9 protein-coding genes are annotated in these 13,991 nt (G+C 59.6%); 3 read left to right on the top strand and 6 right to left on the bottom strand.

The genetic code is table 11. From position 1 onward, the window contains the following. Positions 1–202: 202 nt before the first annotated feature. Both NZK35_RS29085 and NZK35_RS29080 read right to left on the bottom strand, forming a co-directional pair. On the bottom strand, positions 203–1,660 hold the full coding sequence (locus tag NZK35_RS29085) for a sulfatase family protein (protein WP_259636041.1): 1,458 nt from the start codon (positions 1,658–1,660) through the stop codon (positions 203–205). Between the two features lie 70 nt (positions 1,661–1,730). Beyond that, positions 1,731–3,020, bottom strand: coding sequence for a hypothetical protein (locus NZK35_RS29080; protein WP_259636040.1), 1,290 nt, complete (start codon positions 3,018–3,020; stop codon positions 1,731–1,733). A gap of 235 nt (positions 3,021–3,255) precedes the next feature. On the opposite strand from NZK35_RS29080, the gene NZK35_RS29075 reads away from it, so the two are divergent. The 3 genes from NZK35_RS29075 to feoB all read left to right on the top strand — a co-directional run bounded on the left by NZK35_RS29075 (position 3,256) and on the right by feoB (position 7,395). Further along, positions 3,256–4,656, top strand: coding sequence for a dicarboxylate/amino acid:cation symporter (locus NZK35_RS29075; protein ID WP_259636039.1), 1,401 nt, complete (start codon positions 3,256–3,258; stop codon positions 4,654–4,656). 270 nt (positions 4,657–4,926) lie between these two features. Beyond that, the gene (locus NZK35_RS29070; RefSeq protein ID WP_259636038.1) at positions 4,927–5,235 is read left to right on the top strand and encodes a FeoA family protein; all 309 of its coding nucleotides are present in this window, start codon (positions 4,927–4,929) and stop codon (positions 5,233–5,235) included. Between the two features lie 39 nt (positions 5,236–5,274). Then, complete coding sequence (feoB, locus tag NZK35_RS29065) at positions 5,275–7,395, top strand: ferrous iron transporter B (protein ID WP_259636037.1); 2,121 nt, start codon at positions 5,275–5,277, stop codon at positions 7,393–7,395. An 18-nt stretch (positions 7,396–7,413) separates the two neighbouring features. Here the strand turns inward: feoB and NZK35_RS29060 are convergent, their stop codons facing one another. The 4 genes from NZK35_RS29060 to NZK35_RS29045 all read right to left on the bottom strand — a co-directional run bounded on the left by NZK35_RS29060 (position 7,414) and on the right by NZK35_RS29045 (position 13,698). Next, positions 7,414–8,550, bottom strand: coding sequence for an HD domain-containing phosphohydrolase (locus tag NZK35_RS29060; protein ID WP_259636036.1), 1,137 nt, complete (start codon positions 8,548–8,550; stop codon positions 7,414–7,416). Positions 8,551–8,809: 259 nt separating this feature from the next. Then, on the bottom strand, positions 8,810–10,945 hold the full coding sequence (locus NZK35_RS29055; RefSeq protein ID WP_259636035.1) for an HlyD family efflux transporter periplasmic adaptor subunit: 2,136 nt from the start codon (positions 10,943–10,945) through the stop codon (positions 8,810–8,812). Between the two features lie 5 nt (positions 10,946–10,950). Further along, complete coding sequence (locus NZK35_RS34800; RefSeq protein ID WP_259636034.1) at positions 10,951–12,858, bottom strand: efflux RND transporter periplasmic adaptor subunit; 1,908 nt, start codon at positions 12,856–12,858, stop codon at positions 10,951–10,953. Between the two features lie 6 nt (positions 12,859–12,864). Next, positions 12,865–13,698 carry an efflux RND transporter periplasmic adaptor subunit gene (locus NZK35_RS29045; protein WP_259636033.1) on the bottom strand — a complete coding sequence of 278 codons (834 nt, stop codon included), beginning with the start codon at positions 13,696–13,698 and terminating at the stop codon, positions 12,865–12,867. Positions 13,699–13,991: the final 293 nt, after the last annotated feature.

Below are 13,991 nucleotides of genomic sequence, written 5' to 3'. Positions count from 1 at the left end.
AATACCGCTAAGTTAAGCTTCAAAAAAAGCAGCTTTCCTGCGAGGATCGTGGTGTTGAAATACATCCCCTCAGCAAGGAAGCTGCCATGTCAAAGATTGAAAAAGGAAAAAGGGTCAGGAGCATTAAAGGTAGAATAGGTAAGGGGCGGTTGCCTAGTGTTCCAAAAAGGCTCCTGACCCTTTTTTATTTCCTGGTCGACGGCTACTTGCCCGGCCGCTTGTCGATCACGATCTCGGCGTCATTGGATTGCGGCAATCCGGGTGTGCTGCGGCCGCGTTTGACTTGTTGCTCCAACAGGTCGTGCAATTCGTCGACCTTTCCTTGATGGTCTCTCGCCAGATTGGTTTGTTCGCCAAGATCTCCTTCCATGTCGATCAATTGCACCATCGGCAATCCTGCTTTTTCGTATTTTGCCCAGGACTTCTTGGACGGTCGGGTGCCCGTCCATCCGCCGGAATCTGGGCACAGCGAGAGTTTCCAGTTGCCCTGCCGAATCGCAAAGTAACCGCTGACGCTGTGATGGATGACGTCCTGTCGATCGTGTTCGGTTTCGCCTTTGAGTAACGGCAAAAAACTGATGCTGTCTTCGGCCGCGTTGTCGGGCAGTTCCAAATCCAAGATGTCCGCGACCGTGCGTGTGACGTCGGTCAAACAGACCAGCCCGCTCGATCGGGAACCTGGTTGAACCACGCCGGGCCAGGAAACCAAGAACGGCACGCGGTGGCCGCCGTCCCAGATGTCCGCTTTGGATCCACGCAAATCACCGCTGGGATAGTGCCCCATCTCTTGAAGCTGGCCGATCTTTGACGTCGGTCCCGAGGTTCCGTTGTCGCTGCTACACAGGATCAACGTGTTGTCTAACAGGCCGTTGTCACGGAGTGCGTCAACGACTTTGCCGAAGCTGTCATCGGTTTGCATGACGAAGTCCGCGTGTGCATTGAGCCCGCTCTTGCCTTGCCACTGTTTTGTCGGAACGACGGGGCTGTGCGGCGAACTCCAGGGAACGTACAGGAAAAACGGTTCCGATTGGTCTGTACGCGATTCGATGTACGCGACAGCCGATTTCGTCAGTCGCGGCAACATCTCGATCGGATCAATCGTTTCGGTGACGACGTCGTTGTCGATCCAGGTTTCGATCTGTCGGGCGTGATGAAAGCCATGGAACTCATCAAATCCGCCGTGGTCGATCGGTCCGTGGGTGACCTTGGCGCCGACCGGAACCGCTTTGGAAATGTGTTTCCCATCGAACAGCATGCCGAGGTGCCACTTGCCGATGACGGCGGTGTGATACCCCCGAGACGACAGCAACTTGGCCAAGGTCAACCGGTTGGTGTCGATCAGGGACGGACCGCCGGTCAGCACACCGCTTTGCAAACGTGTTCGCCACGCGTAACGCCCCGTCAACAGACCGTAACGGGTCGGCGTGCAGACCGACGAACCGCTGTGGGCGTCGGTAAAGACCATGCCGCCGGCGGCGATTGCATCCAATTGCGGCGTCGGGATTTTGCCCCGGCGGGGATTCAAACACTGCAACTCGCCGAACCCCATGTCGTCGGCCAACATGATCACGATGTTCGGTCGATCGGCGGCACGGCCGTTGGTGGTCAGGACGATCGAACACGCAAGTATAGCCACGAAGGCTCGAATGGTTTGGTTCATGACGAGTAACCAAGTGGGAGTCAAAGGAGGATTGATAGTCGATGTTGGTGTCTCGCCAGCGTACTGCAGCCTATGCCTGTTTCAGTACATCGGCGATGTCCAGCAGATAGACCTGGCGGCCTCCATCGTGCGGGCTGTCGATGGCGACCTGGGTTCCGTCGTTGCTGCTGCGGGGGTGCGTGTCACAGCGCCATTCGCCGGTGTAGGCCGGTGGCGAGGGGAAGTGGCCGAGATCAAATCGTCGGCCGCTGGGCACGTGATACAGATAGACCGTTTGTCGTCGCGTCTTGCGGTCGGGATAGGTGTCGTTGAGGATCCAGTCTTGATAGGGCGCCGGCAGATAAGTGTTGTGCCCGTTGGTCGGCATTTTGTCGTGGCCGACCGGGCGAACTTGATCGGTTTGGTCGACGAATTCGTAGAACCCCGCTTTCTGTCCGGCCGGTTTGGTCCACATCGTGACCGCGTCGCTGCCTTTCCAGATGAAGTGCGAGGTGTAACCGGACGGATCGAGCACGTATCGGTCCGTGCCATCGATCGCCGCGGTCAGCATGCGAGTGACGAACCCGCCTTTGAACTGCAGGGTCTGCGGATCGAACTCGGGGCGATAACGGTGCAAGACGATGAACCGCTGCGCGTCCGGGCTGATCAGTAGGTGGTTGAAGTAGTGCCAGGCTTGGGCATGGTAATCGCCGTCGGGCCAAGGCATCGCCGCGACATCGGCCAACGACAGGATCAGTTCCTCTTGCCCCGTTTCCAGGTCCACCCGCCAGATTCCAGAATCGGCCGGCGCGCGAACGGCAACGTTGGGATCGGCCAAACCGTCGTACCCGTAACCGGGGCGCAGATTGTCGATGCGTCGAAAGTCGGCGGACAGACCGAATTTCCCATCCGCCGAAACGGTGTAGATCGGTTTGTTGATCGTGCGTGTCGTTTGGGTGTCGGTCGAATAGATGCGGCAAACGAACGAGTCGCCTTGACGGTCGTTCCACAAGATCCGCTTGCCGTCGTCGCCGAGCCATTGCAGCATGCAGCCCTGCTGCCATCCCCAGGCCTTGCTGGTTCCGATTTCATGCCAGCGATCGTCGTTGCCGGTGTCGACGTATCCCACAGCAATCGTGTCGTCCGCGGTCGGCGAACGGCCTTCGAAGGAGACTTCGTTGGACAGCACGAGCGTGTTGGTCGGATCGAACTCGCGTTTGTCGTAGTAGCCGAACCAATGGTTCTTGGGCCCACGGGTGATCGCACGGCACGGAACGAACGTTTCCAGCGGTCCGGTTTCAGCGGCATCGCTTGCGGTGTGGTTGACAGCGATCGCGGACGAGGCGGTGATCGCACCAAATTGGCGTCGAGAGAGTTTCATGAAGGAATCGGATCGGTGAAGCTGGGGAAGCAGGTGGGACGGAGGAGATCATAGTCTAACAATCTGCGGGTTCGCGTTGGATCGACAGACGATGGCACTGAAGTTTGGTATGTTGGCAGGAGGTGTATTCGGGGACGATCGATCCAGCCTCTCGTCTGCTCTACGCACCGTTCTTCGGCCCGTATATCGTTTTGAGCGTTCGTCGTTTCATCACCTCGCAACTTTCGGCACACTCATGTCCGACGCCAACCCTGGTTCTTCTCCGGCATCCGACGATAAACCGCACGGGAACTGGCTTGCTTATGCGATTTTCTTTTCGATCGTCGCCGCCATTGCACTGGCGCTCGTCAGCCCTCATCTGGCGGCGTCCTTGGAAATCGGCGGTGAAGTCTTTCTGCGGATGTTGAAGATGATCGTCGTGCCGCTGGTCCTCACCTCGGTGATGTGCGGCGTGTTGGGCATGGGAGACGTTCGAAAGCTCGGACGCCCCGGGGCCGCGGCGATCGGGTTTTATCTCGTCACCACCATCTTGGCGGTCGTGGTGGGCTTGGTGGTCGTCAACGTCGTCCAACCGGGAGTCGGCACGGTTGACGAAGCGGCCGTCCAGGCGATGAACACCGAGGGGCAAGGTTCGCCAAAATCCAAGATCGTCGACGCGTTGTCCCAGTCGACGGGGCTGAGCAAGGTGGAAGTCGGTGGCGTGCTGGAGGGTTTGCCTCAAGGCGAGAGCGTGCAACCGAACATCGGCACGATCTTCAAGAACCTGGTGCTGATGCTGGTGACGGACAACCTGTTTGTTTCGGCCGCCCAAACCCAGTTGTTGCCGATCATCGTGTTCGCGATCGTTTTTGCGGGGATGCTGACGACGATGCACGAGGACGTCAGCAGCATCACGAAACTGATCACACAAGCGAACACGGCACTGATGCGATTCGTGATGCTGCTGATGAATTTCGCGCCGCTGGGTATTTTTTGTCTGGTCGCTGCGCGTTTCGGTGAGGCTCAGGCGGAAGGCAAGTTTCTCGAAGAGCTCTCCCAAATCGGCTGGTACTTCGGAACGGTCTTGGGAGGCCTGGCGTTTCACGCCCTGATCACCCTGCCGGCGATTTTTTATCTGGTCCGACGTGAAAACCCGTATCGGTTCATCCTGGCGATGTCCAAGGCCCTGTTGACCGCGTTTTCGACGGCCAGTTCTTCGGCCACGTTACCGGTGACACTCGAATGCGCCGAGGAAGCCGGGATCTCCAAGCGTTCGACCGAGTTCGTCGTTCCCTTGGGCGCGACGATCAACATGGACGGGACCGCACTTTATGAAGCCGCCGCCGCCATCTTTATTGCCCAAGTGGTGCCGGGAATCGATCTCGGGTTCTGGGAACAGGTGATCGTCGCGGTGACCGCCACCTTGGCCGCGATCGGAGCGGCGGGGATTCCCGAAGCCGGGCTGGTCACGATGTTGATCGTGCTCAACGCCGTCGGGTTGCCGCTGGAATACATGGGGCTGATTCTGTCGGTCGATTGGTTGCTGGATCGCTTTCGCACCACCGTCAACGTGTTGGGAGACAGCGTCGGAGCCGCAGTGGTCGAAAAGACGCTGCCCGATCGGCCCTCCCCCCCCGGACTCGCCGCCGGGGCGTAGGCCGCCGGCGCCAAGCCTTCCGAGTTGCGAGTTACCCTCCCGCCCCTGGTCACATTGATTTGGGGATTGAGGTGGTGCGCTAAGGCGACCAACGGCTACGTGCTTCCACTCCTCTCGGGGTGAAACCCGCTTCGCCAGCGGATTGAGTGCGACAAGCTGAAGCGCTTGACAGTGCGGGTGCCGCCTGTCATCCTATTGAGACTGATTCTCATTTCCAGCCGCGGCCTGCGTTGCGGCTCCCGCCCGCCCACGATCGGATGGTTCAACTCGATGGCAATCGTCCAGGCTCCCCCGGCTCAGCTGTGCTCGACCACGCTCGCTGACATCCAACCCGGTCGATACGTTTGCAAGGATGTTCACGCCGCGGGTCAAGACGCGGTGCGGCTGAAGCGTTTGGGTGTTTGCCAGGGTCGAACGATCGAGCTGATGGGGCGAGGCGATCCGATGATTCTGAAAATCGGAGCGTCACGCGTCGGCCTTTCGCGTCAGCTGGCCAAGTTGGTGTTGGTCGATCCAGCGTCTGTTTCGCCTTTGAATCCCGAGTCTGCGCCGGTTTCTCTCCCGGCGTCGGCCGTCTAAGCCAGAGTCCGTCTTTTGAGTCTCCCGACTGTTAGTGCGATGCCCGGGTCGGACGCCGTGGCCACGAAACCGGTGGTGCTGCTGGTCGGCAATCCCAACGTCGGCAAGACGTCGTTGTTCAATGCGCTGGCGGGGATGCGAGCCAAAACGGCGAACTACCCTGGCATCACGGTCGACCTCCGCAAGGCGATGATTCAAGTCGCGGCGGTGGACAAGGATTCGCGCTGCCAAGCGACCAGTGAGATTGAATTGGTGGACCTGCCGGGCTTGTACAGTATGGAAACGGCGAGTCCGGAAGAAGAGGTCGCCGCGCGCAGCATTCGGGGTGAATTTCAGGGCGAACTCAGTCGTCTACCCGACGCGGTCGTGGTGGTCGTCGACGCGACGAACATCGCCCGCACGTTGGTGTTGGCCGGCGAGATTCTCGATCGCAACCTGCCGACGATTGTTGCGGTCAATTTGATCGACGCGGCGGAGTCGTCGGGAACCGAAATCCGGTTCGACGAATTGAGCAAAAAATTGGGCTGCCCGGTGATTCCGGTCAGCGCCCGCAGGGCGCGCGGGCTGGGCGAGTTGCGTGAAGCGATCTACGAGTTGACCAAGCCGGCCAATCCGCTGCTGCCGATCGCACGCGAACCCTGTGTCGCCGGTTGCGGCGGGTGTCCGTTCGCGGCGCGTTTTGAATGGGCCGACGGCGTGGCGGGCGCATCGGTCCGCCAGACCCCTGGCAAAGGCGTCAAACTGGAATGGCTCGACCGCCTGCTGACCTCGCAAGGGATCGGGTTGGTGACGCTGTTGGGCGTGATGCTGTCGGTGTTCTTTTTGATTTTTTCGTTGGCGGATCTGCCGATGTCGGCGATCGAAGACGGATTCGGGTGGGTCGGTCGAGTGATCGACAATCTGTTGCCGACGCGTCCGCTGTCAGCGCTCATTTGGCTTCCGCTTGCCACCGCGATTTCGTTGTCCGTGTTTGCGATCGCATATTGGTTGAACGACACGAAATGGACCCGTTTATCGGCATCGGTCGCAGTGTCGACGTCGCTGGTGATCGGCAGTTTGCCGCTGGATGATTTTCGCTCGTTGGCGATCGACGGTGTGGTGGGCGGTGTCGCGGGGGTTGTCGTGTTTTTGCCGCAGATCTGCATCCTGTTCTTTTTCATCACGCTGTTGGAAGATTCCGGGTACATGGCCCGCGGGGCGTTTGTGATGGAGCGGTTGATGCGTCGTGTCGGGCTGCCCGGTAAAGCGTTTGTGCCGATGCTTTCGGCGCACGCGTGTGCGATCCCAGGGATCATGGCCGCCCGCACGATCGAGACGTGGCGGGACCGTTTGGTGACGATTCTGGTGTTGCCGCTCTTGACGTGTTCGGCGCGTTTGCCGGTGTACGTGATGGTCGCGGCGTTGCTGTTTGGTGACAGCCCCTGGAAAGCATCGCTGATGTTCGCCGGCGCCTATTTGTTGGGGCTGCTGGCCGCGTTCACCACGGCATTTTTGTTGAAGAAGACGTTGGTTCCGGGCGAAGCGGCACCGCTGGTGTTGGAGTTGCCCAATTATCGCATGCCCAGCTTACGCAACGCCTGGTTCACGACGGTGGAACGGGCGACCGTCTTTTTGCGTGGTGCGGGGACGACGATCCTGTTGATCTCGGTGGTCCTGTGGGCTTTGGCAACGTATCCGAAATTGCCCGATGACCGGACGTTCTCGTCTGACAGAGAACAGGCTCAGGCGGCACTGGAGTATTCCTTCGCGGGGCGTTGCGGCCGGATGGTCGAGCCCGTGTTTGCGCCGCTCGGATTCGATTGGAAGATCGATGTCGGGATCATCACCTCGTTCGCCGCGCGTGAAGTGTTGGTGTCGACGCTTTCGATCGTTTACGGATTGGGCGAAGACGGCGCGGAGGAACCGGCCGGGTTGGTCGAGACGCTGCGGCGGCAACGGCGTCCCGATGGCACGCTGGTGTTTTCAACCGCCACGGGCTTGAGCTTGTTGGTGTTCTTTGTGTTGGCGATGCAGTGTCTGCCGACACAGGTGGTGACCAAGCGAGAGACCGGAAGCTGGAGATGGGCGGTCTTTCAATTCATCTACATGACCGCCTTGGCCTACGTCGCGGCGCTGATCGTGTACCAGTCGCTCTCCGCGGCGGGGTATGCTGTGGGATAGGCTTCCAGCTCCAATCGCTTATTGGTCTGCCAAGCTGACGACGATCTGTGTCACGTCGTCGATGCGTGACAGGAACGCATCCAAGACCTTGGGGTCAAAATGTTTTCCGCGTTCTTCGCGCATGATCTTGATGCATTGATCCAGCGGCAAGGCGTCCTTGTAACAGCGTTTACTGCTGAGGGCATCGAAGACATCCGCGACGGCGGTGATCCTGCCGACGATCGGAATCTCCTCACCGGCGAGTTGTTCCGGGTAGCCCGTTCCGTCCCAGCGTTCGTGGTGTGTTTTGGCGATCACCGATGCCATCCGCAAGACGGGAGACCGAGTCACGGGGCGGCGGGAATGTAGAAGAAACGGTTCGCTCTCGTCGCTCGGTTGGGCTTTGAGGATTTTTTCCCCGAACTCGCAGTGACGCTTCATCATCGCGAACTCTTCTTGGGAAAGTTTGTCCGGTTTCAACAGAATCGAATCGGCGATCCCAATCTTGCCGGCGTCATGAAGGATGGCGGCGTGTTCAATCAGTTCGGACTCGGATTCCGAACAACCCAGTTCTCGGGCGATGATTCCCGCGAATCGGCCGACTCGAATGACGTGGTTGCCGGTTTCCTGGTCGCGGTATTCGGCAGCACAGGCCAGCACGTGGATGACCTCTTCACGCGACTGAGCCAGATCGGCGGTCCGCTGGGCGACTTCGGCTTCGAGTCGTTTGGAATAGGCGGCCATCTGGTCATGGTGAGCCTTCAGCACCAACGAATTGCGGACCCGGGGCAGCAGTTCGGTCGGCTTGACCGGTTTGTGCAAAAAGTCGGTGGCACCCAATTCGAGCGCATCGATCTTGGTTTGTTCGTCCGTCGACGCCGTCACGATCAGAACCGGCAAATGGGACTGGTCGGGCGTGTTGCGAATCGTCTCCAGGATGTCCAGCCCCGTGACGTGCGGCATCACCACGTCTAAAACCAGGATGTCCGGACGGGTCGAACGCACCAAATCGACCACCTCGCGCGACTCGCTGGTGGTGACAAAATCATGGTAGCCCGAGCTGCGCAGATACTTCTGAATCAATTTGATGTTGATCGGCTCGTCATCGGCGATCATGACACGACCGGACTTCGTGGCATCGGCCTCCTTCGACTTCAACGAAGCAGCGCGTGTCATGGGTGCCGCGGCACCGGCTAACGTTGATGGAGTCGTCGCGTTCATCCGCCCTTCGGGTTGACTAGAAAACTTCGCAGGTACTGTTCTTGCAACAAATCCAGCTTGCAATCGACCCAGCCTGCAGCAAACCGTAAGTCAATGTGTCGCTACGGGAGTCGATGTTGGCAGGACATGCCCCGCGAACAAATTGGATTTTCGACACGGTCCCCTCGTGATCGTTAGATTCGATAGAACCGGATGAACACGTCCGAACATGAACCTACTCCAGCCACTCGGCCAGCAGCTTCCACAGGTGCGATCCCACGGTCTCGTCGAGTGATCCGATCGAAACTTGTGCCCGCTGTCCGCTCAACAGATCAACGCCTTGCGACGTGCTGAGCGGCACAATGGCCTCGAAATGCGGCACCAGTAATTCGAATTCCGGTCCGGATTGCGACGCATCGTTGGCGACTTTTTTGACCGGCAATGGCCCCCCGTTGCAGGCCAGCAGGGACGGATAATCCACTCCCGTTCTGGCGCGGGGAATGATCTTTGCTAAGGACGAGGTGTTCGTCGCGAGTCCGCGGGCGCGATAGCGCACCGGTGCGCCCACCTGGTCACGAAACTGGTCGAACCGTTGCTGCGAGATCAGCACACGCAACTCCTTTTGGGATTCATCGCCGATCACCAGCAATTCATCGCCTTGGGCGACATAGGTCCCTTCCAATTCGTTCAACCGGCGACGGACGATGACGCCGCTGCGGGAGGCACGGACGATCAGGGAATCGATTTGCTGCTTCGCTTCCCGGTGTTGTTTGGTCAGGGCCTGCAGTTCGGTCGCCTCGGCCTGTGCGGCAGCGTGGCGACCTTGCAGCGTTTGTTGGCGGGTGCGGAGAGTCGATTGCTGGATTTTTGTTTCCAGCTTCCCGGCGTCCAGGACGAGGTCGGGGTTGCGAAGCGTCAACAGTTTTTGGCCCTCGGACACTCGTTGCCCCGCGGAAACATGGATCGTGTCCACAAAACCCGGCACTTCAGCGCGAATCACTTCGTGCGGTGAATACTCGACCACCGCGGGCACGGGGGCCGCGCCCGGCCAGGGGATTGCCGCCAACAGCGTCGTCAGCAATGCCGCCGATCCGGTCGCCAGGCACGTGAATCGGCGACGTCCGCTGCGGGGAGCCAGGCGGAACAACTTGACCACGCGCCAGGCGGGGCCGCCGATCCAAACGATGCAGGCGACGACGGCCAGCAGTGTGCCCAGTCCATGAAACAGTTTTGTCGCGGCAATCGTCAATCCGAAACAAACGAAACACCTCCACAGCAGCGCCAGCCAGGCGTAGACGGCAACCGCGACCCGGTAACCGGCCTGCCAATTCGGTTCTTTCAACTCACCGCCGAAGAACCATCGCCGGGCCAGACGAGCCAAGTAGTTCTGGCTGTCTGTGTACAGGTTCGGTGCCCGAACCCAATCGGTCAGCACAAAGTAGCCATCGAACTTCATCAGCGGATTGGCATTGAACAGCAACGTCGCGACGCCGGCCGACAACATCACGCTGATGCAAACGTGTTTGACCAGCGGTGAATCGGCCGATTGCCAAATCAGCATGGCGATGGCGGCCACGAGCAATTCGACATAGATCCCCGCTGATGCGACGTGAATGCGTTGCCAGCGGCGACGAAATCGCCAAACCGAACTGACGTCGACGTAAGCGAGTGGCGCAAGCAAAATGAACAGGACGCCCATCTGCCCGACGTCTCCCCCGTAGCGTTTGCAAACGATCGCATGCGAAAACTCGTGGAGGATTTTTAAGACGATCGTGACGGCCAGCAACAGAGTCAGCGCGGAGGACGAAAACAAGTATTCCGAGGAATGCGTCAACGCGTTCCAGTGCAGGATCGCCAGGCAGCCGCCCAGCAGGATCAGCAACACGCCGACGACGGTCGCGGGAAGCCCGAAGATCCAACCGACGTACTTCATCATCCGCCCGATCAGGCGATCGGGATGAATCAGTGGGACACGAATCGCGATCGGATTGGCGTGCTGCTTGATTCGGTTCGTTTTCGCTTTTTCGGTGGAGCGGTGAAGCCGGGCGGAGGACTTGGAGGACTCGGTGTGCGCCAGTTCGTTGTCGATCAGCCACCGGCACAGGTCCGCCGCATCCTCTTCGGACAATTGATGGTCGGGATATTGTTGGCACACTTCGCGATAGGCTTGGGCGATCGTGCGTGAGGCGGTCAGCCGAGTGGCCAGCGCGTATTCGATTCTGCCGAGCCGATAAAACGAGCCCGCGACGGGGTCTTCGACGATCACGTGCGGTTGCCGTGCATCGTCACACGGTGTCAAACGCAAATCTTGTCGAAAGACGACAGACGTTGTGCTTTGATCGCTGGCAAAATGCTCGTGGTCGTCCTGCATGACGTTCACCACCAAAACCATTGTGAGAGGGCTTCGATGGGACGGTGAAAGAGAATCCAGCCGAGTGCACGACGACCGCAAGCGATTTTCAGCGTGCCCTTCATTCCCGGACGCAACCGTTGTTCGTCATTGGAAAGTTTGCATTCGGCGATGAACACGTTTTCTTCATCACGAATTTCACTGCGTGGATTGACGATGCCGATCGTCGTGTCCCAGTTGCGATCGGGATAGGCGTTCAGTCGCAACTGGGCGGATTGGTCCTTGCGGACATACGCGATCTGATTGTCGTTCACCGATGCCTCGACGATCATTTCCTGCAGCGGCGCAATTTCAAACAGCGATTGACCGGTGGTCAGGGGGGCGCCCTTGACGCGTTTCAAGTCACCCGCGACGACCATCCCGTCGACGGGGCTGCGCAGTTCCAGTTCGCTCAATCGGAGATCCAATAATTGGAGTTCGGATCGAAGCCCGTCGATTTCCAACTGGGCGATCCGCTGATCCGCGTAGGCGCGTGAGGCCTGGGCCGCGTCTCGTTTTTTGATCGCCTGGTCATGATCGGCCTGCAATGCGTCTCGCTTCCATCTCAATTCGCGGCCGTCCAACGTCGCCAGCAGATCGCCACGTCGGACAAGATCACCGGGCGCGACGAAACAGTCTTTCAGTGTCGCGTCGAAGGGCGCGGCCACGAAACGTTTGAAACGGGGCTCCACACGCACGTCACAGGTTTCGCGGTGAGGGAGCGGGACAAACATCGCGGCGATCAATGCGATCATGACCGTCAACGCAATCACGCCGCCGCGTGATCGGACCGCTCGGCTGCTGCGGCGAAGTAAATCTGATGAACGACGCTGATCGTGTGCGTGCAACACCGCGCCGAGTGACGGACCGGCCGCCTCGAAGAACTGCCGCATCGGCTGGACGGGGGATTCGGAATCCAAGATCGCCAGAAAGACGGCGCGTGTGTCTCTGGCTTCATCGACCAGCGGCACGACCAGGACGCTGGCGGCATGTTGACGCGCCAATTCGCCGACGCTGCGCGACGCGTCCAGTTCTGTTGTGGTCGGTTCGACGATCGAGAGAGACCCCCGCATCAACGCTTCGTCCATGGCGTTCTCGATGGCCCGTGTCTGGGCGGTGGTCGTATCGATTCGAGTCGAATCGCTGAGTGCGACCAATCGGCAACTGCCCGCCCCCGATGCCGCGATTCCGATCGCCGCACGGCAAAGGTTCCAGTGATCGGCCAATTCTGTGACGATCACCTGACAGGCTTCATTGCGGGTTCTCGAATCCAACGCTCGGGTGAGCAGTTCGACCGTGGCGGCGGCATGGGACGCGACGGCGGACTGTTGATCCAGGCGATGCTGAAGGTTCCAGAGGGCGAACTGTTGAGCCAGTGTTTGGACCGCTTGGGTGAAACCGTGCAGGTCCGCAGGCAACGCTGCGATCAAGCCCAGGGCATCGGACGGTTGCCGCCCGGTGTCGATCGGCACGGCCAGGATGACTCGTTCGGGCTCAAGTTGTCGGCGGGAATGAACCTGGCCGCTGAGGGCCGATTGGTGACAGACCGAAATCAATTGCGTCCGTTGCGACGGGGGCCTTTGTTCGGCCGGGTCGATCCGCAAGTGATGGAACTGCTGCGACGCGTCGGGTGCGTTGGGCTCAAGACGCACCACGGCAAGGATGGTGGAGAGTTCGTCGAGGCGTTCCAGCAGGATCTGGTCGGCTTCCTGGAGTGTGTTGGCCGATTGAAACGGAGACACGACCGGCGGATCGACGGTCGGATCAATGACGTCGCGCGGCGTGGCGTGAACCCGGGTCGGCGGTGTCTCATGCGGGACCGTTTCGTGCGTGACGGCGCCCACCAGGATGGGTGCAGCGGGGCCTGATCCGGCGTTGGGGATCTCGGTCGACACGGGAAATCAATCCTTCAATTGGATCGTGCAGCGGGCACCGCTGCGTAGGGTTCCGTCCGGATTGCTGATCGCAATTTTGACCAACACGGTTCCGCTTTCGGCATCGGTGACCGGCGAGATGTAGTGGACGAGGCCCGAGATGGATCGCCCCGATTCGGTGAATTGAAGTTCGATTTCTTGGCCGGTGGTCAGTTGCTGGGCTTGGGGGCCGAGAAGTGAAAAATTGGCCAGCAGCGTGTCCAGCTGGACGAGCGTGACGACGTCGGGTTTATTGGGCGCGACGAATTCACCGGGTTCTTTATGCAGTTCGGTGACGACTCCGCTGACGGGAGCCTGGATCACGCGTCGCTCCATTTGCGTGAGCAATCGTTGGTGTTCCAGACGACGGGTTTCCATTTCTTCGACGACGCTGCGAAGATTGGCTTGGGCAACTTGGAATTCCTTCGCCGCGCGTTGCAATTCGGCTTGGCGGGCGTGTCCCGACTGGCGCAGCGATTGGAGTTTTTCCAGCCGTTGGGAGGTCAATTCGACTTCCGCCCGCGCCGCATCGAGCCGTCCTTCGGCGTTCATCTGCTGTTTGGCGACCTCCAACTGGGCCTGGTGAACTTGACTGTTAAGCCGCAGCAACGGTTGGCCTTGCTCGACGGTCTGACCTTGCCGGACCAACACTTCGGCGACGGTGCCTGTTTCGTCCGATGCCACTTCGATCGTCCGGATCGGCTCGGTGTATCCCAGGACCTCGGTGGCGAGGGAATCCCGACAGGACAGTGCGATGATCGCGATCAAAACGGATTGGAATGAGCGAATTCGCAGTTCAGAGGGGTGGTGACAGAGTTTCATGGCGTCGCGTGAAGCACGAATGGAGACCGGGAAAACAACGGCGGGAGGCAAGAATCACTTGCTCTGGGCAAGCTTAGGTCACCAATAACCAGATAGCACCGAGAAAGTCGCCCCCGCGAGAGGCGAGGGCCGGAAGTCGCAGGAGGCTGGATACCAATCCGCGCTGGTGTGCAGGCTTCAGCCCAATACCGCTAAGTTAACATGAATGAGGGGGCCCGGACGCTGGCGCGAACCGGCTGATGTCAAACGAATATCAGCCGTTTGGCGCGAGCCTACGGGCCCTCATCTGAAGA

The sequence above is a fragment of the Stieleria sedimenti genome (assembly GCF_025060895.1).
In the GTDB taxonomy this organism is placed as follows: Bacteria; Planctomycetota; Planctomycetia; order Pirellulales; family Pirellulaceae; genus Stieleria; species Stieleria sedimenti.
The sequence above is the reverse complement of the archived record's forward strand: the minus strand, read 5'-3'. Positions and strand labels throughout refer to the sequence as shown.

Excerpts from the sequence above, each read along its gene's own strand:
- NZK35_RS29085 (WP_259636041.1), bottom strand. The coding sequence starts at position 1,660 with ATGAACCAAACCATTCGAGCCTTCGTGGCTATACTTGCGTGTTCGATC.
- NZK35_RS29080 (WP_259636040.1), bottom strand. The coding sequence starts at position 3,020 with ATGAAACTCTCTCGACGCCAATTTGGTGCGATCACCGCCTCGTCCGCG.
- NZK35_RS29075 (WP_259636039.1), top strand. The coding sequence starts at position 3,256 with ATGTCCGACGCCAACCCTGGTTCTTCTCCGGCATCCGACGATAAACCG.
- NZK35_RS29070 (WP_259636038.1), top strand. The coding sequence starts at position 4,927 with ATGGCAATCGTCCAGGCTCCCCCGGCTCAGCTGTGCTCGACCACGCTC.
- feoB (WP_259636037.1), top strand. The coding sequence starts at position 5,275 with ATGCCCGGGTCGGACGCCGTGGCCACGAAACCGGTGGTGCTGCTGGTC.
- NZK35_RS29060 (WP_259636036.1), bottom strand. The coding sequence starts at position 8,550 with ATGACACGCGCTGCTTCGTTGAAGTCGAAGGAGGCCGATGCCACGAAG.
- NZK35_RS29055 (WP_259636035.1), bottom strand. The coding sequence starts at position 10,945 with ATGCAGGACGACCACGAGCATTTTGCCAGCGATCAAAGCACAACGTCT.
- NZK35_RS29045 (WP_259636033.1), bottom strand. The coding sequence starts at position 13,698 with ATGAAACTCTGTCACCACCCCTCTGAACTGCGAATTCGCTCATTCCAA.